At 66.6% G+C, this 22,608-nt stretch carries 20 protein-coding genes and 7 tRNA genes; 22 read left to right on the top strand and 5 right to left on the bottom strand.

From position 1 onward, the window contains the following. The first annotated feature begins 1 nt into the window (after window position 1). From cyoB to KY49_RS09640, 9 genes are all read left to right on the top strand, one after another. Window positions 2-2,011: a cytochrome o ubiquinol oxidase subunit I gene (cyoB, locus tag KY49_RS09680; protein ID WP_042584332.1), complete on the top strand. Its 2,010-nt coding sequence runs from the start codon at window positions 2-4 to the stop codon at window positions 2,009-2,011. Then, on the top strand, window positions 2,011-2,625 hold the full coding sequence (gene cyoC / locus KY49_RS09675) for a cytochrome o ubiquinol oxidase subunit III (RefSeq protein WP_042584331.1): 615 nt from the start codon (window positions 2,011-2,013) through the stop codon (window positions 2,623-2,625). The genes cyoB and cyoC overlap by 1 nt, the downstream gene beginning before the upstream one ends. Then, window positions 2,626-2,958 carry a cytochrome o ubiquinol oxidase subunit IV gene (cyoD, locus tag KY49_RS09670; RefSeq protein WP_042584330.1) on the top strand — a complete coding sequence of 111 codons (333 nt, stop codon included), beginning with the start codon at window positions 2,626-2,628 and terminating at the stop codon, window positions 2,956-2,958. Window positions 2,959-3,208: 250 nt separating this feature from the next. Next, window positions 3,209-3,568 (top strand): hypothetical protein, encoded by a 360-nt coding sequence (locus KY49_RS09665; RefSeq protein WP_042584329.1) that lies wholly within the window; start codon window positions 3,209-3,211, stop codon window positions 3,566-3,568. A gap of 184 nt (window positions 3,569-3,752) precedes the next feature. Next, a complete protein-coding gene (locus tag KY49_RS09660) occupies window positions 3,753-5,627 on the top strand; it encodes an extracellular solute-binding protein (protein ID WP_042584328.1) in 1,875 nt (624 codons plus the stop codon). A gap of 58 nt (window positions 5,628-5,685) precedes the next feature. Then, the gene (locus tag KY49_RS09655; RefSeq protein ID WP_042584327.1) at window positions 5,686-6,729 is read left to right on the top strand and encodes a microcin C ABC transporter permease YejB; all 1,044 of its coding nucleotides are present in this window, start codon (window positions 5,686-5,688) and stop codon (window positions 6,727-6,729) included. 162 nt (window positions 6,730-6,891) lie between these two features. Further along, window positions 6,892-7,989, top strand: coding sequence for an ABC transporter permease (locus KY49_RS09650; RefSeq protein ID WP_042584326.1), 1,098 nt, complete (start codon window positions 6,892-6,894; stop codon window positions 7,987-7,989). After that, the gene (locus KY49_RS09645; protein WP_042584325.1) at window positions 7,986-9,608 is read left to right on the top strand and encodes an ABC transporter ATP-binding protein; all 1,623 of its coding nucleotides are present in this window, start codon (window positions 7,986-7,988) and stop codon (window positions 9,606-9,608) included. Before KY49_RS09650 ends, KY49_RS09645 begins: the two co-directional genes overlap by 4 nt. 128 nt (window positions 9,609-9,736) lie before the next feature. Continuing rightward, the gene (locus tag KY49_RS09640) at window positions 9,737-10,414 is read left to right on the top strand and encodes a C40 family peptidase (protein ID WP_042584324.1); all 678 of its coding nucleotides are present in this window, start codon (window positions 9,737-9,739) and stop codon (window positions 10,412-10,414) included. A gap of 88 nt (window positions 10,415-10,502) precedes the next feature. On the opposite strand, the gene KY49_RS09635 is transcribed toward KY49_RS09640, so the two are convergent. Further along, window positions 10,503-11,441 carry a patatin-like phospholipase family protein gene (locus KY49_RS09635; RefSeq protein ID WP_042584323.1) on the bottom strand — a complete coding sequence of 313 codons (939 nt, stop codon included), beginning with the start codon at window positions 11,439-11,441 and terminating at the stop codon, window positions 10,503-10,505. A 251-nt stretch (window positions 11,442-11,692) separates the two neighbouring features. On the opposite strand from KY49_RS09635, the gene gltX reads away from it, so the two are divergent. The 9 genes from gltX to KY49_RS09590 all read left to right on the top strand — a co-directional run bounded on the left by gltX (window position 11,693) and on the right by KY49_RS09590 (window position 14,883). Continuing rightward, window positions 11,693-13,102 carry a glutamate--tRNA ligase gene (gltX, locus tag KY49_RS09630; RefSeq protein ID WP_042584322.1) on the top strand — a complete coding sequence of 470 codons (1,410 nt, stop codon included), beginning with the start codon at window positions 11,693-11,695 and terminating at the stop codon, window positions 13,100-13,102. 117 nt (window positions 13,103-13,219) lie between these two features. Then, window positions 13,220-13,295: transfer RNA gene (locus KY49_RS09625), tRNA-Ala, on the top strand. Window positions 13,296-13,431: 136 nt separating this feature from the next. Further along, a tRNA-Glu gene (locus KY49_RS09620) sits at window positions 13,432-13,507 on the top strand. 81 nt (window positions 13,508-13,588) lie between these two features. Continuing rightward, window positions 13,589-13,665, top strand: a tRNA-Asp gene (locus KY49_RS09615). A gap of 63 nt (window positions 13,666-13,728) precedes the next feature. Continuing rightward, a tRNA-Glu gene (locus KY49_RS09610) sits at window positions 13,729-13,804 on the top strand. A gap of 79 nt (window positions 13,805-13,883) precedes the next feature. Beyond that, window positions 13,884-13,960, top strand: a tRNA-Asp gene (locus KY49_RS09605). A gap of 64 nt (window positions 13,961-14,024) precedes the next feature. Beyond that, window positions 14,025-14,100, top strand: a tRNA-Glu gene (locus KY49_RS09600). 73 nt (window positions 14,101-14,173) lie between these two features. Then, window positions 14,174-14,250: transfer RNA gene (locus KY49_RS09595), tRNA-Asp, on the top strand. A 168-nt stretch (window positions 14,251-14,418) separates the two neighbouring features. Beyond that, window positions 14,419-14,883, top strand: coding sequence for a GNAT family N-acetyltransferase (locus KY49_RS09590; RefSeq protein WP_010092021.1), 465 nt, complete (start codon window positions 14,419-14,421; stop codon window positions 14,881-14,883). Between the two features lie 16 nt (window positions 14,884-14,899). Here the strand turns inward: KY49_RS09590 and KY49_RS09585 are convergent, their stop codons facing one another. Then, the gene (locus KY49_RS09585; RefSeq protein WP_042584321.1) at window positions 14,900-15,778 is read right to left on the bottom strand and encodes an AraC family transcriptional regulator; all 879 of its coding nucleotides are present in this window, start codon (window positions 15,776-15,778) and stop codon (window positions 14,900-14,902) included. A gap of 127 nt (window positions 15,779-15,905) precedes the next feature. Between KY49_RS09585 and rraA the strand changes: the two genes are divergently transcribed. Together rraA and KY49_RS09575 are read left to right on the top strand one after the other, a co-directional pair. Next, window positions 15,906-16,403 (top strand): ribonuclease E activity regulator RraA, encoded by a 498-nt coding sequence (gene rraA / locus KY49_RS09580; RefSeq protein WP_042584320.1) that lies wholly within the window; start codon window positions 15,906-15,908, stop codon window positions 16,401-16,403. Window positions 16,404-16,438: 35 nt separating this feature from the next. Next, complete coding sequence (locus tag KY49_RS09575; protein ID WP_042584319.1) at window positions 16,439-16,852, top strand: gamma-glutamylcyclotransferase family protein; 414 nt, start codon at window positions 16,439-16,441, stop codon at window positions 16,850-16,852. A gap of 123 nt (window positions 16,853-16,975) precedes the next feature. On the opposite strand, the gene aceB is transcribed toward KY49_RS09575, so the two are convergent. Together aceB and KY49_RS09565 are read right to left on the bottom strand one after the other, a co-directional pair. Beyond that, window positions 16,976-18,568, bottom strand: coding sequence for a malate synthase A (gene aceB / locus KY49_RS09570; protein ID WP_042584649.1), 1,593 nt, complete (start codon window positions 18,566-18,568; stop codon window positions 16,976-16,978). A gap of 70 nt (window positions 18,569-18,638) precedes the next feature. After that, window positions 18,639-19,397, bottom strand: a complete 759-nt coding sequence (locus tag KY49_RS09565) for a haloacid dehalogenase type II (RefSeq protein ID WP_042584318.1) — start codon at window positions 19,395-19,397, stop codon at window positions 18,639-18,641. Between the two features lie 157 nt (window positions 19,398-19,554). Here KY49_RS09565 and KY49_RS09560 point away from each other — a divergent pair, with 157 nt between their 5' ends. Further along, window positions 19,555-20,457, top strand: coding sequence for a LysR family transcriptional regulator (locus KY49_RS09560; protein WP_042584317.1), 903 nt, complete (start codon window positions 19,555-19,557; stop codon window positions 20,455-20,457). 153 nt (window positions 20,458-20,610) lie between these two features. Further along, window positions 20,611-21,045 (top strand): universal stress protein, encoded by a 435-nt coding sequence (locus KY49_RS09555; RefSeq protein WP_010092028.1) that lies wholly within the window; start codon window positions 20,611-20,613, stop codon window positions 21,043-21,045. A 181-nt stretch (window positions 21,046-21,226) separates the two neighbouring features. Here KY49_RS09555 and aceA read toward each other — a convergent pair whose 3' ends face one another. Next, window positions 21,227-22,534, bottom strand: a complete 1,308-nt coding sequence (aceA, locus tag KY49_RS09550; protein ID WP_042584316.1) for an isocitrate lyase — start codon at window positions 22,532-22,534, stop codon at window positions 21,227-21,229. Window positions 22,535-22,608 lie beyond the last annotated feature (74 nt).

The following is a 22,608-nucleotide window of genomic DNA, read 5'->3' as shown; positions in this document are numbered from 1 at the left end:
CATGTTCGGCAAACTGACACTTTCGGCGATCCCGTTCGATCAGCCCATCATCATGGGGGCGGGCGCCTTCATGGGGCTCGTCGTGCTGGGCATTCTCGCCGCACTGACGATCACCGGCCGGTGGAAATGGCTGTGGAGCGAATGGCTGACGTCGGTCGATCACAAGAAGATCGGCGTGATGTACATCATCGTCGCATTCATCATGCTGCTGCGCGGCTTCGCGGACGCGATCATGATGCGCATGCAGCTCGCGCTCTCGTACAACGCGCCCGGCTTCCTGCCGCCGCATCACTACGACCAGATCTTCACCGCGCACGGCGTGATCATGATCTTCTTCATGGCGATGGTGTTCATGGTCGGCCTGATGAACCTGATCGTGCCGCTGCAGATCGGCGCGCGCGACGTCGCGTTCCCGTTCATCAACTCGCTCTCGTTCTGGATGACGGCGGTCAGCGCGATCCTGATCAACATTTCGCTGGTGATCGGCGAGTTCGCGCAGACGGGCTGGCTCGCGTATCCGCCGCTCTCCGAGCTGCAGTACAGCCCGGGTGTCGGCGTCGACTACTACCTGTGGGCGCTGCAGATTTCCGGCGTCGGCACGCTGCTGACGGGCGTCAACTTCTTCGTGACGATCATCAAGATGCGCGCGCCGGGCATGTCGCTGATGAAGATGCCGGTGTTCACGTGGACGGCGCTCTGCACGAACGTGCTGATCATGGCGTCGTTCCCGATCCTGACCGCGACGCTCGCGCTGCTCGGCCTCGACCGCTACCTCGGCATGCACTTCTTCACGAACGAAGCCGGCGGCAACGCGATGCTGTACCTGAACCTGATCTGGGCGTGGGGGCATCCGGAGGTGTACATCCTGATCCTGCCGGCGTTCGGGATCTTCTCGGAAGTCATCGCGACGTTCGCGAAGAAGCCGCTGTTCGGCTACAAGACGATGGTGTACGCGACCTGCGCGATCATGGTGCTGTCGTTCCTCGTGTGGCTGCATCACTTCTTCACGATGGGCTCCGGCGCGAACGTCAACGCGTTCTTCGGGATCATGACGATGATCATCGCGATCCCGACCGGCGTGAAGGTGTTCAACTGGCTGTTTACGATGTACCGCGGCCGGATCGAATTCTCGACGCCGGTGCTGTGGACGATCGGCTTCATGGTCACGTTCACGCTCGGCGGGATGACCGGCGTGATGATGGCGATTCCCGGCGCGGACTTCGTGCTGCACAACAGCCTGTTCCTGATCGCGCACTTCCACAACGTGATCATCGGCGGCGTGCTGTTCGGCTATCTCGCGGGCTTCAACTACTGGTTCCCGAAGGCGTTCGGCTTCAAGCTGAACGAGAAGCTCGGCAAGGCCGCGTTCTGGTTCTGGCAGGTCGGCTTCTACATCGCGTTCGTGCCGCTGTACGTGCTCGGCTTCATGGGCATGACGCGCCGCCTGAACCACTACGACAACCCGGCGTGGCACCCGTGGCTGCTGGTCGCCGCGTTCGGCGCCGTGCTGATCGCGATCGGCATCGCGTGCCAGCTGCTGCAGCTCGTGGTCAGCATCCGCAACCGCAACCTGCCGCAATCCCGCGACACGACGGGCGACCCGTGGGGCGGCCGCACGCTGGAATGGGCGACGACGTCGCCGCCGCCGGCGTACAACTTCGCGACGATCCCGCAGGTGCGCACGCTCGACGCGTTCGCCGACATGAAGGCGCGCGGCGAAGGGCAGGGCAAGCGCGCGGCGTACCGCGACATCCACATGCCGTCGAACACGAGCGCAGGCCTGTTCGTCGGTGTCTTCAGCCTTGCGCTCGGCTTCGCGCTCGTGTGGCACATCTGGTGGCTCGCGATCGCCGGGCTGGCCGGCATCGTCGCGACGCTCGTGATCTACAGCTCGCGCAATAACGACGGTTATTTCATTCCCGCCTCCACGGTGCGGCGAATCGAAGAGCCGCGACACGCCGCGCGCACGACTGCGCCGCGCGTCGACGACGTGGAACTGGAGGCCAACTGATGTTGCAGAAAACCTTGAGCACAAACCTGGTCGGCCACGCGGACGACCACGACCATCCGCCGTCGCATTCGGTGTTCGGCTTCTGGCTGTACCTGATGACCGACTGCGTGATCTTCGCGGCGCTGTTCGCGACCTTCGCGGTGCTCGGCAACCAGTACGCCGGCGGCCCGACCGCGAAGGACCTGTTCGACATCCCGGGCGTCGCGGTCGAAACCGCCGCGCTGCTGCTCTCCAGCATCACGTACGGCTTCGCGATGCTCGGCGCGCACCGCGGCAAGCGCGGCGCGACGCTGGTCTGGCTCGCGGTGACGTTCGTGCTCGGCGTCGCGTTCCTCGCGATGGAGCTGCGCGAGTTCTCGCACCTGATCGCGGAAGGCGCGGGCCCGCAGCGCAGCGCGTTCCTGTCGGCGTTCTTCACGCTGGTCGGCACCCACGGGCTGCACGTAACCGCCGGCCTGTTGTGGATGATCGTGCTGGCCGCGCAGATCGCGTTCGGCCGCGAGCTGACCGAGCGCGACATCCGGCGCCTGACGTGCCTGAGCCTGTTCTGGCACTTCCTCGACATCGTGTGGATCTGCGTGTTTTCCTTTGTCTATCTCGCGAGCGTGATCTAAATGGCCCATTCGCATTCGTCTCAACTCGAAGAAGGGCACGGCAGCGTCGGCGGCTACATCGCCGGTTTCGTCCTGTCGGTGCTGCTCACGGCCGCGTCGTTCGGTCTCGTGCTCGGCGGCGTGCTGTCGCCGCATGCGTCGCTGATCGCGCTCGCGGTGCTCGCGCTCGTGCAGATCGTCGTGCACCTCGTGTACTTCCTGCACATGAACAGCTCGTCGGGGCAGCGCTGGAACGTGATGGCGTTCAGCTACACGGTGCTGACCGCGGCGATCCTGATCGTCGGCACGCTGTGGGTGATGCACAACGTCAGCATGAACATGATGTCGCGGTAACGCGGCGGCGGTTCCCGAAAAAAGAAGAGCGGCACGCCATGTGCCGCTCTTTTTTATTGCCCGTCCGCGCGCGGCGCGTTTGCGCCGCCGCGCGGGCCGCACCGATGCGGCAGGGGGTGTGAATGTTACAAGACGTTAGCGCGCCTCCGGGTTGCGATCCTGCGCATCAGTTCTTACAAACTTGAAATATGCGCGTGCGTTGCATGCCGCTATAGTCCAATCACCCACGAAACAACCAGAAGAGGAATCCATGAAGACCTTGCGTGTTGCGTCGCTCATCACAGGTACCGCGGCGTTGCTCCTGTCGGGCGCAGCAATGGCGGGTGTCAATGTCGGGATCAACGTCGGCGTGCCGGCGCCGGTCTACGTCGCGCCCGCGCCGGTGTATGTGCCGCCGCCTCCGCCGCCGGTCGTCTACCAGCCGGCGCCGGTGTATGGCGCGCCCGTGTACGCAGCGCCTGCGCCGGCCATCGTGATCGGCTGGCACGGCGATCGCTACTGGGACGGCCGCCGCTACTGGGGGCGTGACGAGTGGTATCGCCACCATCGCGACTGGGACGACCGCGGCCACTGGGATCACGATCGCGGCCGCCACAACGGCTGGCGCTGATCTGCAGGCCGCCGCCGGGGCTGTTCCGACTGCCGACGAACCCCACGCTTGTCGAAGAGCGTGGGGTTTTTGCTTGTGTTTCCGGCTTGGGCCGAAAACATGGGCAAATGCCGAATGGTGTCAGACCGATCCGAATGGGTAGAATGCGCGGACGTTGCCACCCTCAATCGATCGACAGGACTTTATGACGAAGGGTTTGCCCCGGACCGCCGCCGCGCGTGCCCGTTCCGGCGCGGTGCGGGTTGCCGGCCGCGCGGCGGCGGCGCTGCTGATGCAGGCCGTGCTTGCCGCGAGCGTCGCGCATGCCGCCCACGCGATCGCCCAGTACGGCGAGCCGAAATATCCGCCGGGCTTCGCGCATTTCGACTATGTGAATCCGGATGCGCCGAAGGGCGGCACGCTCGTGCTCGCGAACCCGACCCGGCTGACGTCGTTCGACAAGTTCAACCCGTTTACGATGCGCGGCAATGCCGCGCCCGGCATCGAGATGCTGTTCGAGAGCCTGGCGACGGGCAGCCTGGACGAGCCCGCGTCCGCGTACGGCCTGCTTGCCGACGATATCGCCGTCGCGCCGGACCGCCTGTCGGTCACGTTCCACCTGAACCCGCGCGCGCGCTTCTCGAACGGCGACCCGGTGACGGCAGCCGACGTCAAGCATTCATTCGACACGCTGAAGAGCAAGCAGGCGGCGCCCCAGTTCGCTGCGTACTTCGGCGACATCGCGCGCGCGGCGATCGTCGACCCGGCCACGGTGCGTTTCGAATTCCGCCGGAGCAACCGCGAGTTGCCGCTGATCGCGGCCGCGGTGCCGGTGTTCTCGCGCAAATGGGGGCTGCGCGCGGACGGCACGCGCATCCCGTTCGACCAGCTCGCGTTCGAGCAGCCGATCGGCAGCGGGCCGTACCTGATCGAGCGCTACGACAACGGCCGCAACATCACGTACCGGCGCAACCCCGCGTACTGGGGCGCCGACCTGCCGGTGCGGGTCGGCACTCACAACTTCGAGCGGATCGTCTACAAGCTGTACGGCGACGGCGTCACGCGCCTCCAGGGGTTCAAGGCGGGCGAGTACGACGTGCTCGTCGAGAACATCGCGCGAAACTGGGTGCGGCACGACGTCGGCAAGCGCTTCGACAGCGGCGAGCTGATCAAGCGCGAATTCCGGCAGCACAACGGCGCGGGCATGCAGGGCTTCATGTTGAACCTGCGCCGGCCGCAGTTCCGCGACGTGCGGGTGCGCCAGGCGCTCGACCTCGCGTTCGACTTCGAGTGGCTGAACCGCCAGCTGTTCTACGGCGGCTATACGCGCCTCGACAGCTACTTCGCCGACACCGACCTGCAGGCGACCGGCATGCCGGGGCCGGGCGAGCTTGCGCTGCTCGAGCCGCTGCGCGCACACCTCGACCCGGCGGTGTTCGGGCCGATGGTCGTCCAGCCGAACACCGATCCGCCCAACTCGCTGCGCGCGAACCTGCTGAAGGCGCGCGCGCTGCTCGCGCAGGCCGGCTGGACGTATCGCGACGGCGCGCTGCGCAACGCGCAGGGCGAGCCGTTCACGTTCGAGATCCTCGACGACGCGGGTTCCGCGTTCGAGCCGGTCGTGGCCGCGTACCAGCGCAATCTCGCGAAGCTCGGCATCGACGCGAGGTTCCGCACCGCCGACTACGCGCTGCTGCAAAAGCGCATGGACGCCTTCGACTACGACATGACGACGATCCGCTACCTCGGGGTGCAGGTGCCGGGCGCCGAGCAGTTCTCGCGCTACAGCAGCAAGTTCGCGGACGAGCCGGGTTCGGACAACGTCATCGGGCTCAAGTCGCCAGCCGTCGACGCGCTGCTGCAGGCGCTCGGCGCCGCGCAGACCCGCGAGCAACTGGTCGATGCGGCGCGTGCGCTCGACCGCGTGCTGATGCACGGCTACTACGCGATCCCGCAGTGGTACAGCACGACGCACCGGGTCGCGTACAAGCGCACGCTGGGCTATCCGCAGACGCTGCCGCTGTACTATTCGGCGGAGGGCTGGGTCGTGTCGACCTGGTGGGTCAAGCCGGGCAGCTGAGCGCCGTGCGTCCCGCCCGCCGTCCAAACCGTTGTCAATCGATCGCGAGTCGACGCTTATGTGGAGCTACATCCTCAAACGCCTGCTGCTGATGATCCCGACGCTCGTCGGCGTGCTGACGCTGACCTTCGTCGTGATCCAGTTCGTGCCGGGCGGCCCGGTCGAGCAGGCCGTGCAGGAACTGCGCAAGGGCGCGACGGAGCAGGGCGCGGCGCCGTTCGGGATGCGCTCGCGCACCGGCGTCGATCCGCAGCAGATCGCGCAGCTCAAGGCGCTGTACGGCTTCGACAAGCCGCCGCTCGAGCGCTACGTGCTGATGCTGAAGCACTTCGCGCGCTTCGATCTCGGCGACAGCTACTTCCGCCACCAGAGCGTGTGGTCGCTGATCGTGCAGAAGCTGCCGGTGTCGATCAGCATCGGCTTGTGGACGTTCTTCCTCACCTACCTGATCTCGGTGCCGCTCGGCATCGCGAAGGCCGTGCGCAACGGCTCGCCGTTCGACGTCGCGACGAGCCTCGTCGTGCTCGTCGGCTATGCGATTCCCGGCTTCGTGCTCGGCGTGCTGCTGCTCGTGCTGTTCGGCGGCGGCTCGTTCTGGCAGCTGTTCCCGCTGCGCGGGCTCACGTCGGACAACTTCGCGGCGCTGTCGACGGCCGGCAAAGTCCTCGACTATCTGTGGCACATCGCGCTGCCGATCACCGCGTCGGTCGTCGGCAGCTTCGCGGTCGTCACGATGCTCACGAAGAACGCGTTCCTCGACGAGATCCGCCGGCAATACGTGCTGACCGCGCGCGCGAAGGGGTTGTCCGAGCGCCGCGTGCTGTGGAAGCACGTGTTCCGCAACGCGATGCTGCCGCTCATCGTCGGCTTTCCGGCCGCGTTCATCGGCGCGTTCTTCACCGGCAGCCTGCTGATCGAGACGCTGTTCACGCTCGACGGCCTCGGGCTGCTGTCGTACGAGTCGGTCGTGCGTCGCGATTACCCGGTCGTGCTCGGCACGCTGTACCTGTTCACGCTGATCGGCCTCGCGACCAAGCTGATCTCCGACCTCTGCTACGTGTGGGTCGACCCGCGCATTCAATTCGAAAACCTGGAGCGCTGAGATGAAACGACCCCCACGCTCGCTTTGCTCGCTGCCCCCCGAGGGGGCGGCCAGCCTCCTTGGGGCGGCCCGGCGGAGGCTGGCACGCCCCCCACGCTCGCATTTCCCGCCGCGTTTCGACGGCGACACCGGCGCGCGCCGCGCCGCCCGCGGAGGGCGCGCATGAGCCAGGCCGCCGCATCGTCCCGCCTCGACGCCGCGCGCGCGCGCGTGTCGCCGTCGCCCGCGCGCCGCGTGTGGCGGCGCTTCACGCAGCAGCGCCTCGGCTACTGGAGCTTCGTGATCTTCGTCGTCGCGTTCGCCGCGAGCCTGGCCGCACCGCTGTGGTCGAACGACAAGCCGCTCGTCGTCCGCTATGACGGCCACTATTACTTCCCGATGTTCAACGCGTATCCGGAGACGACCTTCGGCGGCGATTTCCCGACGCCCGCCGACTATCTCGACCCGTACATCCGCAAGCGCCTCGAGGCGCCCGGCAATTTCGTCGTCTATCCGCCGAACCGCTACCACTACGACACGCTGAACTACTTCTCGCGCGTGCCGAATCCCGCGCCGCCGTCGCGCGAGAACTGGCTCGGCACGGACGCGCAGGGGCGCGACCTGCTTGCCCGGCTCGTCTACGGGTTTCGCGTGTCGGTCGAATTCGGGCTGGTGCTGACGCTGATCGGCACGCTGCTCGGCATTGCCGCGGGCGCGGTGCAGGGCTTCTTCGGCGGCCGCATCGACATCGTCGGGCAGCGGCTGATCGAGATCTGGAGCTCGCTGCCCGAGCTGTACCTGCTGATCATCTTCGCGTCGATCTTCGAGCCGAGCTTTCTGCTGCTGATCGTGCTGCTGTCGCTGTTCGGCTGGATCGGCCTTGCCGACTATGTGCGCGCCGAGTTCCTGCGCAACCGGACGCAGGACTACGTGCGCGCGGCGCGCGCGATGGGGCTCACGAACTGGCAGATCATCTGGCGCCACGTGCTGCCGAACAGCCTGACGCCGGTGATCACGTTCCTGCCGTTCCGGATGAGCGGCGCGATTCTCGCGCTCACGAGCCTCGACTTCCTCGGGCTCGGCGTGCCGCCGCCGACGCCGAGCCTCGGCGAGCTGCTCGCGCAGGGCAAGGGCAACCTCGACGCGTGGTGGATCTCGCTGTCGACGTTCGGCGTGCTGGTCGCGACGCTGCTGCTGCTGACCTTCATGGGCGACGCGCTGCGCAACGCGCTCGACACGCGGATCGCCGATTCCGTGCGGGCGGCGGGAGGCCAGCGATGAGCACCGCGATCGTGACGCAGCCGGCCGAGCCGCTGCTGTCGCTCGAACGTCTGCACGTGCGCTTCGGCGACACGGTGGCCGTCGACGACGTGACGCTCGCGATCGGCCGCGGCGAGCGGGTCGCGCTCGTCGGCGAGTCGGGCTCGGGCAAGAGCGTGACCGCGCTGGCGATCCTGCGCCTGTTGCGCGACGCGGAGGTCGGCGGCACGATCCGCTTCGCGGGCCAGGACCTCGTCGCCAAGAGCGAGCGCGAGATGCGCGGGCTGCGCGGCTCCGACATCGCGATGATCTTCCAGGAGCCGATGACGGCGCTCAACCCGCTGTATACGATCGGCGCGCAGATCGGCGAGACGATTCAGCTGCACGACGGCGTGACGGCCGGCGACGCGAGAAAGCGGGCGATCGCACTGCTCGCGCGTACCGGCATCGCGGAACCGGAGCGGCGCGTCGACAGCTATCCGCACCAGCTGTCGGGCGGCCAGCGGCAGCGCGCGATGATCGCGATGGCGCTCGCGTGCCGGCCGCGCCTGCTGCTCGCCGACGAGCCGACCACCGCGCTCGACGTGACGATCCGCGCGCAGATCGTCGAGCTGCTGCTGGAGCTGCAGCGCGAGGAAGCTGAAAAGCGCGGGATGGCGATCCTGCTGATCACGCACGACCTGAACCTCGTGCGGCACTTCGCCGACCGCATCGCGGTGATGGAGCGAGGCCGGCTCGTCGAGAGCGGGGCGGTCGAGCGGATCTTCGCCGCGCCCGAGCACCCGTATACGCAGCGCCTGCTGAACAGCCGGCCGCAGCGCGCGGTCGTGCCGGTGTTGCCGATCGCGCCGGTGCTGCTCGACGCGCGCCACGTGACCGTGCAGTTCGCGCGCAAGCGCCCGGGCCTCGCGGGCTGGTTCAAGTCCGTGCCGGTGGCGGCGGTGTCGGACGTGTCCGTGTCGGTGCGGCAGGGCGAGACGCTCGGCGTGGTCGGCGAGTCCGGCTCCGGCAAGTCGACGCTCGCGATGGCCCTGCTCGGGCTGCAGAAGACCGCGCACGGCGAGATCGAATTCCAGGGGCGCGCGCTGTCGAGCTACCGCGGCCGCGAGCAGGCCGCGCTGCGCTCGAACATGCAGGTCGTGTTTCAGGATCCTTTCAGTTCGCTGTCGCCGCGCCACACGATCGAGCGGATCGTCGGCGAAGGGCTCGAGCTGCACCGCCCGGACCTGTCGGCCGACGCGCGGCGCGCGAAGTCGCTCGCGGTGCTGCGCGAGGTCGGCCTCGACCGCACGGTGATGCATCGCTATCCGCACGAGTTCTCCGGCGGGCAGCGCCAGCGGATCGCGATCGCCCGCGCGCTCGTGCTCGAGCCGCGCATCCTGATCCTCGACGAGCCGACGTCGGCGCTCGACGTGTCGATCCAGCAGCAGGTGCTGAAGCTGCTCGCGAATTTGCAACAGAAATACAACCTCGGCTATCTGTTCATCAGCCACGACCTGGACGTGATCGGCGCGATGGCGCACCGCGTCGCGGTGATGCAGGACGGGGCGATCGTGGAGGCCGGCGAGGTCGCCGACATCTTCACCAAACCGTCACATCCTTACACACAAAAGCTGTTGAAAGCAGTCTGGAAAGCGTGATAGGGCGCCAATGGTCTGACCATCTCGATTGTATTTTTTAATTTGTTTTGACAAACGGATACGCGCTGGCTAGTATCGACCGAAATTTTCCGCCAATCAGCTGATTTTTAAGCACAATCCATCGACCAATGCAGCACCGATCCCTGACCCAGGCATGCGCGCGCGCCGTCGCCGGGATGTTTATCGGCGTCCTGTTCGCTGCAACTTCCGGCGCGTTCGCCGACGAAGTCAGCAGTTTTAATCAGAATGCCGCGAATTCGACTCAATCCGGGTCGGCTTCCTCCCAGAATTCCCAAGCCAACGCATCGTCGTCGAGCGGCGGCGCGAAGTCGTTCCTGTCCGGCATGGCGGGCAAGGCGGGCGACGTCGTCGTCGGCGCGCTGAACATGATCGGCGTCCGCTATCGCTGGGGCGGCAACACGCCGGATTCGGGGCTCGACTGCAGCGGCTTCGTGCGCTACGTGTTCCAGGACACGCTCGGCATGTCGCTGCCGCGCCGCGCGGAAGAGATGAGCCGGGTCGGCGAGAAGGTGCGCGTGAGCGAGCTGAAGCCGGGCGACCTGGTGTTCTTCAATACGATGCGCCGCACGTTCTCGCACGTCGGCATCTACATCGGCGACAACAAGTTCGTGCATTCGCCGTCGACGGGCAGCACGGTTCGCGTCGACGATCTCGACAGCACCTACTGGGAAAAGCGCTTCAACGGCGCGCGCCGGATCGAGTCGCAGTTCCCGATGAAGGCCGACGATCTGCGCCAGCGCGTGCGCGCGACGATCGGCGACGACGCGGCGAACGGCAGCAACTGAGCGTTCCCCGACAGCCGGATCGAAAACCCTGTCGCCCGAAAGGCGGCAGGGTTTTTTGCTTTTGGGGCAGTCGGCGCCGGGCGCTGCCTTATGTGGCGGTCGCGGCAGTCGCGGCGGTCCCGCGCGCCGCCGCGAGCTTGCGCTGCAGCTCGGGCATGATGCGCGCGACCGCTTCCTCGCCGGCGAGGATCGCCGCGTTGCGCTGGCTGAAGTCGCTGCCGCCCATCGCGTTGAGGCTCGGGCGGATCACGACGTCGGCGTACTTGTCGAGCTCGTAGGTCTTGATCGTCTGGCCCATGATCGTGAACGTCTGCAGCAGCATCTCGATCGGGTTGCCGGTCGCCGCGCCGTCCGGGCGCGCGGAGATGTCGACCGCGATCACGAAGGTCGCGCCCATCTTGCGCGCGTAGGACGCGGGCACCGGGCTCACGAGGCCGCCGTCCACATACTCGCGGCTGCCGATCTTCACCGGCTCGAACACCGACGGCACGCTGCTCGACGCGCGCACCGCGAGCCCCGTATTGCCCTGCTGGAACAGGATCGGCTGGCCGTTCTGCAGATCCGTCGCGACGATGCCGAGCGGCTTCGCCATCTTCTCGATCGGCCGGTTGTTCAGCGTCTTGTTGATGAAGTTCTGCAGCGCGACGCCCTGCAGCAGGCCGCGCGAGCGGAACGGCAGCGCCCAGTCGCTGATCGCGGACTGGTCCATCTCGAGCGCGAGCTTGTTGAGCTGCAGCGCGTTCATGCCGGACGCATAGAGCGCGCCGACCACCGAGCCGGCGCTCGTGCCGGCGACGATCTCGATCGGGATGCCGCGCGCCTCGAGTCCTTTCAGCACGCCGATGTGCGCGAAGCCGCGCGCCGCGCCGCCGCCGAGCGCGATGGCGATCTTCACCGGCTTGTCGTGCGACTGGGCTGCGGGGGCGTTGTCGGGGCGGCTCTTGCCGCCGGGCGACGTGCAGGCGGCGAGGCTGGCGGAAGCGCACGCGATCGTGAACTGGCGGCGCGACAGGCGAGGGGACGACATCGAAGGTTCTCCAGCGTCGGGCAGCAGGCGACGGGCCCGCTGCGTCGGTAGGTCGGGGCGGCGCGGCGCCGGCAAGGCGGCCGCGGCGCGCACATCATAAAGCAAGCGCCGCGCTTGGCGCGATGTCCGGCACGGGTATAATTTCGGCTTCTTTTCCGTTCCGGGCGTCGCCGGTCCCGTAGTTCTCCGGGCAGCCGCTGCCGACCCCGCGTCGAATCATTCACGCGCCCCAGGCGTTCGAGTTACCGTTTATGACCCGTCCTGTCCGTACCCGCTTCGCGCCGAGCCCCACCGGCTTCATCCATCTCGGCAACATCCGCTCCGCACTCTATCCGTGGGCGTTCGCCCGCAAGATGCAAGGCACGTTCGTGCTGCGCATCGAGGATACCGACGTCGAGCGTTCGTCGCCGGAAGCGGTCGACGCGATCCTCGAAGGGATGCGGTGGCTCGACCTCGATTTCGACGAAGGCCCGTTCTACCAGATGCAGCGGATGGACCGCTATCGCGAGGTGCTCGCGAAGATGCTCGAAGAGGGCCTCGCGTACCCGTGCTACATGTCGACCGAGGAGCTCGACGCGCTGCGCGAGCGCCAGCGCGAAGCCGGCCTGAAGCCCCGCTATGACGGCACGTGGCGTCCGGAGCCGGGCAAGGTGCTGCCCGAGCCGCCTGCGGGCGTGAAGCCGGTGCTGCGTTTCCGCAACCCGCTGACGGGCACCGTCGCATGGGACGATGCCGTGAAGGGCCGTGTCGAGATCTCGAACGAAGAGCTCGACGACCTCGTGATCGCGCGTCCGGACGGCACGCCGATGTACAACTTCTGCGTGGTGGTCGACGACCTCGACATGGGGATCACGCATGTGATCCGCGGCGACGACCACGTGAACAACACGCCGCGCCAGATCAACATCCTGCGCGCGCTCGGCGGCGAAGTGCCGGTCTATGCGCACCTGCCGACCGTGCTCAACGAGCAGGGCGAGAAGATGAGCAAGCGTCACGGCGCGATGAGCGTGATGGCGTACCGCGACGCGGGCTATCTGCCGGAAGCGGTCGTGAACTACCTGGCGCGCCTCGGCTGGTCGCACGGCGACGCCGAAATCTTCTCGCGCGAGCAGTTCGTCGAGTGGTTCGACCTCGAGCATCTCGGCAAGTCGCCGGCGCAGTATGACCACAACAAGCTGAACTGGCTGAACAACCACTACATCAAGGAAGCGGACAACGCGCGTCTCGCCGCGCTGTCTAAGCCGTTCTTCGAGGCGCTCGGCATCGACGATGCGGCGCTCGCGAGCGGCCCGGCCCTCGAGGCGGTGATCGGCCTGATGAAGGATCGTGCGTCGACGCTCAAGGAAATCGCAGAGGGCGCGGCGATGTTCTACCGCGTGCCGGCGCCGGATGCCGAAGCGCTCGCGCAGCACGTGACCGACGCGGTGCGCCCGGCGCTGGCCGAACTCGCGGCGGCGCTGAAGACGGTCGAGTGGAGCAAGGAGGCGATCTCGGCCGCGCTGAAGGCGACGCTGGCCGCGCACAAGCTGAAGATGCCGCAGCTCGCGATGCCGGTGCGCCTGCTGGTCGCGGGCACGACGCATACGCCGTCGATCGACGCGGTGCTGATGCTGTTCGGCCGTGATGCTGTCGTGTCGCGCATCGAGGGCGCGCTGGCCTGAGGTTCGAGCATTCGCGAAGCCGTCGATCGGCGGCTTCGCAAAAAATTTTGCTCGAATCGCAAAAAGGGTATTTACAAGCGCAAAGTTGGTCCATATAATCTCATTTCTGTTCTGCAAGGGGGTATAGCTCAGCTGGGAGAGCGCTTGCATGGCATGCAAGAGGTCAGCGGTTCGATCCCGCTTACCTCCACCAACAGAACAAACCAATCGATTCGCGAAGCAGGGTAGTTAAAAAATGCTTCACAAAACGATTTAAAGCAGTTAGAATTTCGGCCTTCGTTGTTGATGAAAAATTAATAACGGAAGCCAGACAGATCTGAAAAGATTTTGTCCCCTTCGTCTAGAGGCCTAGGACATCACCCTTTCACGGTGAGTACAGGGGTTCGAATCCCCTAGGGGACGCCAGATTCAGCGGCGTTTCGATGGAAGTGTCGCGAAGCCTGCAGGAACGTAACCGACGTCCTGCGGGTTAGGGTTAAGGAAGTTGGAGCGGTAGTTCAGTCGGTTAGAATACCGGCCTGTCACGCCGGGGGTCGCGGGTTCGAGTCCCGTCCGCTCCGCCAGAACGAAGCCCGTTCAAGACGTTTTTGAGCGGGCTTTTGTATTAAAGGTGTAAGCAGTCCGTTGTCCCCTTCGTCTAGAGGCCTAGGACATCACCCTTTCACGGTGAGTACAGGGGTTCGAATCCCCTAGGGGACGCCAGATTCAGCGGCGTTTCGTTGGAAGTGCCGCAAGGCTTGCAGAGTGTCAATGACGTCTGCGGGCCAGGGTGAAGAAAGCTGGAGCGGTAGTTCAGTTGGTTAGAATACCGGCCTGTCACGCCGGGGGTCGCGGGTTCGAGCCCCGTCCGCTCCGCCAGAACGAAGCCCGTTCAAGTCGTTATTTGAGCGGGCTTTTGTATTAAGGATGTAAGCAGTACGTTGTCCCCTTCGTCTAGAGGCCTAGGACATCACCCTTTCACGGTGAGTACAGGGGTTCGAATCCCCTAGGGGACGCCAGATTTCGGCGTCGTTCGAACAAACGATGCGCCGGCAGGAAGCAACCGACGCCTGCTAGGCAAGCAGCAAGACTGGAGCGGTAGTTCAGTCGGTTAGAATACCGGCCTGTCACGCCGGGGGTCGCGGGTTCGAGTCCCGTCCGCTCCGCCAAAAAATGAAGAAGCCCGCCTTGAGCGGGCTTTTTCATTTGCGTTTCCGGTTGCGCCCGTTGGCGGGCGCTTGACGTTAGACATCCCCTCAGCGCGATACGAGCAAATCACGATTGCATCCGCACCGGACTGCGCTATCGTGGCGAGATGCGTCCTTGATCATCGCGCGATGCTCGATCCCACCGACCTGCGACTCCTGTATCAGCTCCGCCCCGCGGAGCCCTGCGATTTTCCGTTTGCCGAAGCACTGACGCACGGCAACATGGGCGGCTATTACAAGCGCCACGGGCTCGTGTGGCGCAGTGACCTGTTCTACGCGAGCTGGCGCGAGTCCGAGAACTTCATCCTCGAAGCCGACGGCGAGCGGATCGGCGTGCTCCGCGTCACGGAAGAGGGCGATTCGCTGCACATCCGCGACGTGCAGATCGCGGCCGGCCATCGCGGACACGGCGCCGGCACCTACCTGCTCGAGATGTCGCATCGCTGGGCGAGGGCGCGCGGGCTGAGCGAGCTCCAGTTGCGCGTGTTCGTCGACAATCCCGCCGCGCGGCTCTATCTGCGCATGGGCTATCGCGTGACCGGGTCGCGGTTCGCGCAACTCGGCGCGATCCGGCACATGGTGCGGCCGGTCTGACGGCCGCGCACTGCCGTCACGGTTGGGGCTCCGCCGTGTCGCCGTGCGGTCGTCCGTCGCTTCCCGTCATGCCTTCCGCGGCCTCGTGCGCGTGGCCGCGCAGCATGAACGCGCGCGGGCTTTCGCCGAAGGCGCGCCGGAACATCGCAGAAAACGCGCTCTGGCTCTGGTAGCCGAGCTCGCGCGCGATATGCGACAGCGGACGCCCCTGGTTCAGCAGCGGAATCGCGCGCGCGAGCAGCGCCTGCTGCCGCCATTGCGAAAAGCTCACGCCCAGTTCCTGCTTGAACAGCCGTGAAATCGTGCGCGTGCTCGCGCCGACCTCGCCCGCCCAGTGTTCCAGCGATTCCGCCTGCGCGGGCTGCGCGAGCACCGCTTCGCACAGCGTGCGCAGCCGTTTCTCGTCGGGCATCGGCACCGACAGCGGTAGCGGTTCGGCGTGGCTCAGTTCGTCGAGCACCAGTGCGCAGAGCAGGCGTTCGCGGGCCGCGCCCAGGTCGCGCGCGTCGAGCGCGACGATCAGCTCGCGCAACAGTCCTGTCACTTCGACGACGCGGCATGCGTCGAGCCCGCCCGGCACGATCGACTCGTCGATGTACAGCGTGCGCAGGTACGCGTCCTCGACGATCAAGACCTCATGCGTCACGTGCGGCGGCACCCAGACTGCCCGCGACGGCGGCACCATCCACGTGGTTCCCGTCGTCGCCATGCGCAGCACGCCGCGCGACGCATAGGCGAGCTGCGCCCATGCGTGCGTGTGACGCGGTATGCGCGCGCCGGCGGGCACCGGCCGCGCACGCACGCGCATCGGGTGCACCGGCGTCGGCGCGAATTCCGGCGGAATGTCGATGGTGTCGCGATGAGCAGGCTCGTCGGCGCGGGCGGACGGATTCATGGGCAATTCGGATGGTGCGGCAGCGATGCCGTCATTTTAGAAGGCTCGCACACCTGCGCGTGGCGGCTTTTTTTCAGTCGATAATGCAACGTTCGATTGAACCTTGCATGCGACCGGAGACGATGACATGACGACGTTTGCAACAACCGACCTCTGCGACGCCCACGAAGACCAGCTCGCGGCCGGCGCCCTGCGCGTGCTCGAGCCGGCGCTGCGCCCGTACGGCGGTGCGGCGCGTTTCGCGGGGCCCGCGGCGACGCTCAAGCTGTTCGAGGACAACACGCTCGTGCGCGCCGCGCTCGAGCAGGACGGCGCCGGGCGCGTGCTGGTCGTCGACGGCGGCGGCAGCCGGCGTTGCGCGCTCGTCGGCGGCAACCTCGGCGCGCTCGCCGAGAAGAACCATTGGGCCGGTATCGTGGTCTATGGATGCGTGCGCGATTCGGCTGAGTTGCGCGCGTGCAACGTCGGCGTGCTCGCGCTCGCGACGCATCCGCGCAAGAGCGACAAACGCGGGGCCGGTGAACGGGACGTTCCCGTCACGGTGCTCGGCACGCGAATCGCCCCCGGCGAATGGATCTACGCCGACGAGGACGGCGTGCTCGTCAGCGCGACGTCGCTGACCTGACACGGCAACACACGAATCGAAGAAGGAGAAACACGATGCGCCACGTATTCGTCTACGGCACGTTGAGAGCGGGAGAGGCCAACGATATCGGCCATGCGGCTGCCCGGCACGGCATCGCGGCGCCGACGCTTGTGGGTGCGGCCGCGCTGCCGGGCGAACTGTACGATTTCGGCACGTATCCGGGCATGGTCGCGGTGGCGGACGGGAAGACGCTCGTCTGGGGCGACGTCTATGAAGTCGACGAGCGGCTCGTCCCCGTGCTCGACGAGATCGAGCGCGTGTATCCGGGCGTCGACACTCTGTTCAGGCAGGAAGCGACGAGCGTCGAACTCGGCGGCCGGCAGTACGCGTGCCTGTATTACCCGGTCGCCGCGCATGCGGTGTCGGACAAGCCGCGCATCGCGTCGGGCGACTGGGTCCAGCATCGGCGCGAACGCGAAGCCGCCTGAGCGGGCGCGCGTCGCACCCAAGAAAAAGCGCCCCGCGGGGCGCTTGAACCGGATGGGCGGCCTGACCGAAGCAGCCCGATCGGCTTGCGCTGATCGGGCTGTTTTCATGCGGTCGCGACGCGGTCAGATTTCCTCGTACAGCGGCAGCGTCAGGAATTCGGTGAAGCCTTCCGACGTCGACATCTGCTCGAAGATCGCCGCGGCACGCTCGTACGGCTGCGTATTGCCGCCGACCGATCGCTTCACGTTCTCCAGCTCGGCCTTCGCGTAGTCGCGCACCAGTTCCGCCGTCACCTTGCGGCCATCGTCGAGCACCCCCTTCGGCGAGCGGATCCACTGCCACACCTGCGAGCGGGAGATCTCGGCCGTCGCCGCGTCTTCCATCAGGTTGTGGATCGGCACGCAACCGTTGCCGTCGAGCCACGCGCCGAGGTAGTGGATGCCGACGTTGATGTTGTTGCGCAGGCCGGCTTCGGTAATCGGCGCTTCCGGCTGGAAGTCGAGCAGGTTCTTGCCTTCGATCTGCACGTCGTCGCGCTGCTTCGCGATCTGGTTCGGCTTGTCGCCGAGCACCTTCACGAATTCCTCCATCGCGATCGGCACGAGCCCCGGGTGCGCGACCCAGCCGCCGTCGTAGCCGTCGGTCGCGTCGCGCTGCTTGTCCGAGCGCACGCCGCCCATCGCCTTGTCGTTCGCTTCCGGATCGTTCTTGATCGGGATCAGCGCGCTCATCCCGCCGATCGCCGGCGCGTTGCGCTTGTGGCAGGTCTTCAGCAGCAGCAGCGCGTAAGCGCGCATGAACGGCACCGTCATCGTGATCTTCGAACGGTCGGCCAGGCAGAAGTCGCGGTCGTTCTTGAACTTCTTGATCGCCGAGAAGATGTAGTCCCAGCGGCCGGCGTTCAGGCCCGAGCTGTGCTCGCGCAGTTCGTACAGGATTTCGTCCATCTCGAACGCGGCGAGGATCGTCTCGATCAGCACGGTCGCGCGGATCGTGCCGCGCGGGATGCCGACCTGTTCCTGCGCGGCGACGAAGATGTCGTTCCACAGGCGCGCCTCGAGATGGCTTTCCATCTTCGGCAGATAGAAGTACGGGCCCGAGCCGCGCGCGATCAGCTCCTTCGCGTTGTGGAACAGGAACAGCGCGAAGTCGAAGACGCCGCCCGACACGCGCTGGCCGTCGACCGTCACGTGCTTTTCGTCGAGGTGCCAGCCGCGCGGACGCACGATCAGCGTCGCGACCTTGTCGTTGAGCTGGTACGACTTGCCGTTCTGTTCGAGCGAGATCGTGCGGCGGATCGCGTCCTTCAGGTTGATCTGGCCGTCGATCTGGTTCGTCCAGCTCGGCGCGTTCGAATCCTCGAAGTCCGTCATGTACGAATCGGCGCCCGAGTTCAGCGCGTTGATGATCATCTTGCGCTCGACGGGGCCGGTGATCTCGACGCGGCGGCATTGCAGGTCGGCGGGCAGCGGCGCGACCTTCCAGTCGCCTTCGCGGATCGCCTTCGTCTCGGCCAGGAAGTCGGGGCGCTCGCCGGCGTCGAGGCGCTTCGTGCGTTCGACGCGCGCCTGCAGCAGGGCCTGGCGACGCGGCTCGAACGTGCGGTGCAGCGCCGCGACGAGTTCGAGTGCCGCGGGCGTCAGGATGGCTTCGTAGCCCGGGCGGATCTCGCCGGTAATCGCCATGCCTTGCGGCAGCGTGAGCGTGGTGGTCATGAGTCTCATCTCCTTGGTCGGTCAGTTGCGGTTTCGGTAAAGGGGAAGGTGGCCGGCATCGATGCCAGCGTTACGCGCCCGGGCCGGGGCGCGCGCGGCTGGCGCTTCTGCCGGACGGAGCCGGGGTGGCGAGGAAAGCGAGCAGGTCGGCCATGTCGGCGCCGGTGCCGTCGGGCGGCGCGCCGAGCTCCTCGGCGGGGGCGCCCGTGCGGTTGAGCCAGAACGTCGTGTAGCCGAACCAGGCCGCGCCCGTCACGTCCCAGCCGTTCGACGACACGAACACGAGGTCGCGCGGGTTCGGCCCGAACGCATCGGTGCCGAGCGCGTACGCGGCCGGGCACGGCTTGTACGCGCGCACCGCGTCGACCGACAGCACGCGATCGAACAGGCCGGTCATGCCGGCGCTCTTCACCGCGATGTCGAGCATCTGCGGGTTGCCGTTCGACAGGATCACGAGCTGCGGACGCGGGTCGAGCGCGCGCAGCTTGCGCAGCGCGGGCACCGTGTCGGGGTAGGTGGACAGGCACGCGTATTCGTCCATCAGGCGCTTCTCGGCGGCGCTGTTGAGCGTGAGGCCGAGCGCACGCGCGGCGAACCGCAACGCGTCGTGCGTGATGTCCCAGAACGGGCGGTAGCGCGCGCCGGCCGGATCGGCGAGCGTGCGCAGCTGCGTGTATTCGATTTGCTTGCGCCGCCACAGCTGCGACAGCCGTTCCCCGTGGCCGGGGAACATCTGCTCTGCCGCGGCCACGACCGCGTGCACGTCGAACAGCGTGCCGTAGGCGTCGAAGAGGATGGCGTTGGGAGAGAGTGTCGTTGTGGCCGACATAGCCTTGCGCTCCAGTTTCAGAGGTCGGAAACGATTTTATTCGTGATCGTCAGTACCAAAAAAGACGCTAAACATCACTTGATCTTTTACTTTCATATACCTAATCTGGAGCCGCTTCAGTCAACGTGAAGGACGGTCGAGGCCGTTCTCCCGATTCATGGACCGGTTCAAACAGATCGAAACGTTCGTCGCGGTCGCGGCGAAAGGCAGCCTGTCGGCGGCTGCGCACGCGGAAGGGGTCGCGCCCGCGATCATCGGCCGCCGCCTTGATGCGCTCGAAGAGCGGCTCGGCGTCAAGCTGCTGGTGCGCACGACGCGCAAGCTCACGCTGACCTTCGAGGGCTCGGCCTTCCTCGAGGATTGCCAGCGCGTCATCAACGACATGCAGAACGCGGAGGCGAGCGTGTCCGCGGGCGGCGTGAAGGCGAGCGGCCACCTGCGGATCTCCGCGCCGGCCGGCTTCGGCCGGCGGCACGTCGCGCCGCTCGTGCCCGAATTCAGCAGCGCGCATCCGGACGTGTCGGTCACGCTCGACCTGTCCGACCGGATGGTCGACCTCGTCAACGAGGGCTTCGATTGCGCGGTGCGGCTCGGCGAGCTGCCCGACTCGTCGCTGGTGTCGCTGAAGCTCGGCGAGAACCGCCGCGTGTGCGTCGCGTCGCCCGCCTATCTCGCGCGGCGCGGCACGCCGGCCACGCTTGCGGAGCTCGCGCGGCACAACTGCCTCGCGCTCGCCGCGAACGCGAACCAGCAGCGCGGCTGGTCGTTCCTGGAGGACGGCAAGGTCGTGTCGATCCGCGTGAGCGGCACGATGGAATGCTCGGACGGCGCGGTCCTGCACGAGTGGTGCCTGGCGGGGCACGGCCTCGCGTGGCGCTCGTGGTGGGAGGTCGGCGACGACGTCGCGGCCGGCCGCCTCGTCAGCGTGCTGGACGCGTTCGCGGCGCCGCCGATCGGCATTCACGCGGTGTTCCCGCAGCGCCGGCATTTGCCGTTGCGCGTGCGGCTGTTCCTCGATTACCTGAAACACACCTACGAGCGGCCCGGGTATTGGGGGTAGGATGCGCCGCTCGTCGGCGCTTGCGCCGCCCGCGCGTTTCCGATATGAGGGCGAACCCGCTGCCGGGGCCGGCGGCCGGCTTTCGCACACTACAATCGAAACAGGCACGCCGGGCGCGCGGCGCACGGGGTGCGATTGGCGATGGAGGGCGCGATGTTCAAGCACATCCTCGTTCCGACCGACGGGTCCGACCTGTCGAAGAAGGCCATTGACGGCGCGATCGATCTCGCCCGGGCGGTCGGCGCGCGCGTGACCGCGTATGCGTGCCTGCCGCAGTATCCGTACTCGCCGTTCTCCGAAGTGATCATCGAGCCGCCCGCCGATTTCAGGGCGCGCAGCGAACGCGAGGCGCGCTCGCATCTCGACGAGGTCGAGTCCGCCGCGCGGGAGGCGGGGGTCGACTGCGATACCTGGACGAGCGTGCATCCGTCGCCGTATCTCGGCATTATCGAGGCGGCCGAACGCGGCGGCTGCGACGTGATCTTCATGGCGTCGCACGGGCGCCGCGGGCTCGGCAGCCTGCTGATCGGCAGCGAGACGCAGCGCGTACTGACCCATACGAAAATTCCGGTGATCGTTTATCGGTAGGCGCGGCAACCGGCGGGCAAAGGCTGGTCGGCCGACGCGCAAAGCAGTGCGCGCCGGGCAGGGCCGGCGCGCGCCTTGTCGTATGCGGCCCGCAGGCCGTGCGGCACGTCGCGCGTCTGCCGCCGCGCGCATGCCGTCTCCTCCCCCTGTTGCGCCTTCGCGGTTCGGGCGCCGACGCGTGTTACGCGACCTTCTTGCCGTCGAAGAACTGCTCGTCTTCGGTCGAGCCGTGCAGCGCGGTCGTCGACGCTTCGCGCTCGACCGTCTGCGTGACCGCGTCGAAGTAGCCGGTGCCGACTTCGCGCTGGTGCTTGACCGCGGTGAAGCCCTTGTCGGCTGCCGCGAACTCGGCCTGCTGCAGTTCGACGAACGCGCTCATCTGCGTCCGGGCATAGCCGTGCGCGAGATTGAACATCGAGTAGTTCAGCGCGTGGAAGCCGGCCAGCGTGATGAACTGGAACTTGTAGCCCATCGCGCCGAGTTCCTTCTGGAATTTCGCGATCGTTGCGTCGTCGAGGTTCTTCTTCCAGTTGAACGACGGCGAGCAGTTGTACGACAGCAGCTTGCCCGGGAACTGCTTGTGGATCGCCTCCGCGAACTTCTTCGCGTACTCGAGATCCGGCTTGCCCGTTTCGCACCAGATCAGGTCGGCGTACGGCGCATACGCGAGGCCGCGCGAGATCGCCTGCTCGAGGCCCGGCTTGGTGCGGAAGAAGCCTTCGACCGTGCGCTCGCCCGTCAGGAACGGCTTGTCGTTGTCGTCGATGTCCGACGTGATCAGGTCCGCCGCTTCCGCGTCGGTGCGGGCGACCAGCACGGTCGGCGTGCCCATCATGTCGGCCGCGAGACGCGCCGCCGCGAGCTTAGCGACCGCTTCACGCGTCGGCACGAGCACCTTGCCGCCCATATGGCCACACTTCTTCACCGACGCGAGCTGGTCTTCGAAGTGGACGCCCGATGCGCCGGCCTCGATCATCGCCTTCATCAGCTCGAACGCGTTCAGCACGCCGCCGAAGCCGGCTTCCGCGTCAGCGACGATCGGCGCGAAGAAGTCGACGTAGCCTTCGTCGCCCGGGTCCTTGCCTTCCGACCACTGGATCTGGTCGGCGCGCGTCAGCGTGTTGTTGATGCGCTTCACGACCTGCGGCACCGAGTTCGCCGGGTACAGCGACTGGTCCGGGTACATTTCGCCGGCGACGTTCGCGTCGCCCGCGACCTGCCAGCCGGACAGGTAGATCGCCTTGAGGCCGGCCTTCACCTGCTGCATCGCCTGGTTGCCGGTCAGCGCGCCGAGCGCGTTGACGAACGGCTCGTTGTTGATCAGGGTCCAGAGCTTTTCCGCGCCGCGCTTCGCGATCGTGTGCTCGACCTGCAGCGAGCCACGCAGGCGGACCACGTCCTCAGCCGTATAGGTGCGCTTGATGCCCTTCCAGCGCGGATCGGTTTCCCATTGCTTTTGCAGTTCCTGTGCCTGTTGCTGACGCGACATGATGTGCTCCTTGACGTGACCTTGCCTGAATCGGGATGAATCGAACGAGGTGATGCAATTCGCGAGGCGGGAAG

This window comes from Burkholderia sp. MSHR3999 (genome assembly GCF_000833595.1).
Lineage (GTDB): Bacteria > Pseudomonadota > Gammaproteobacteria > Burkholderiales > Burkholderiaceae > Burkholderia > Burkholderia ubonensis.
Note: the sequence above shows the minus strand (reverse complement) of the source record. Positions and strands in the feature narration are given on the sequence as shown.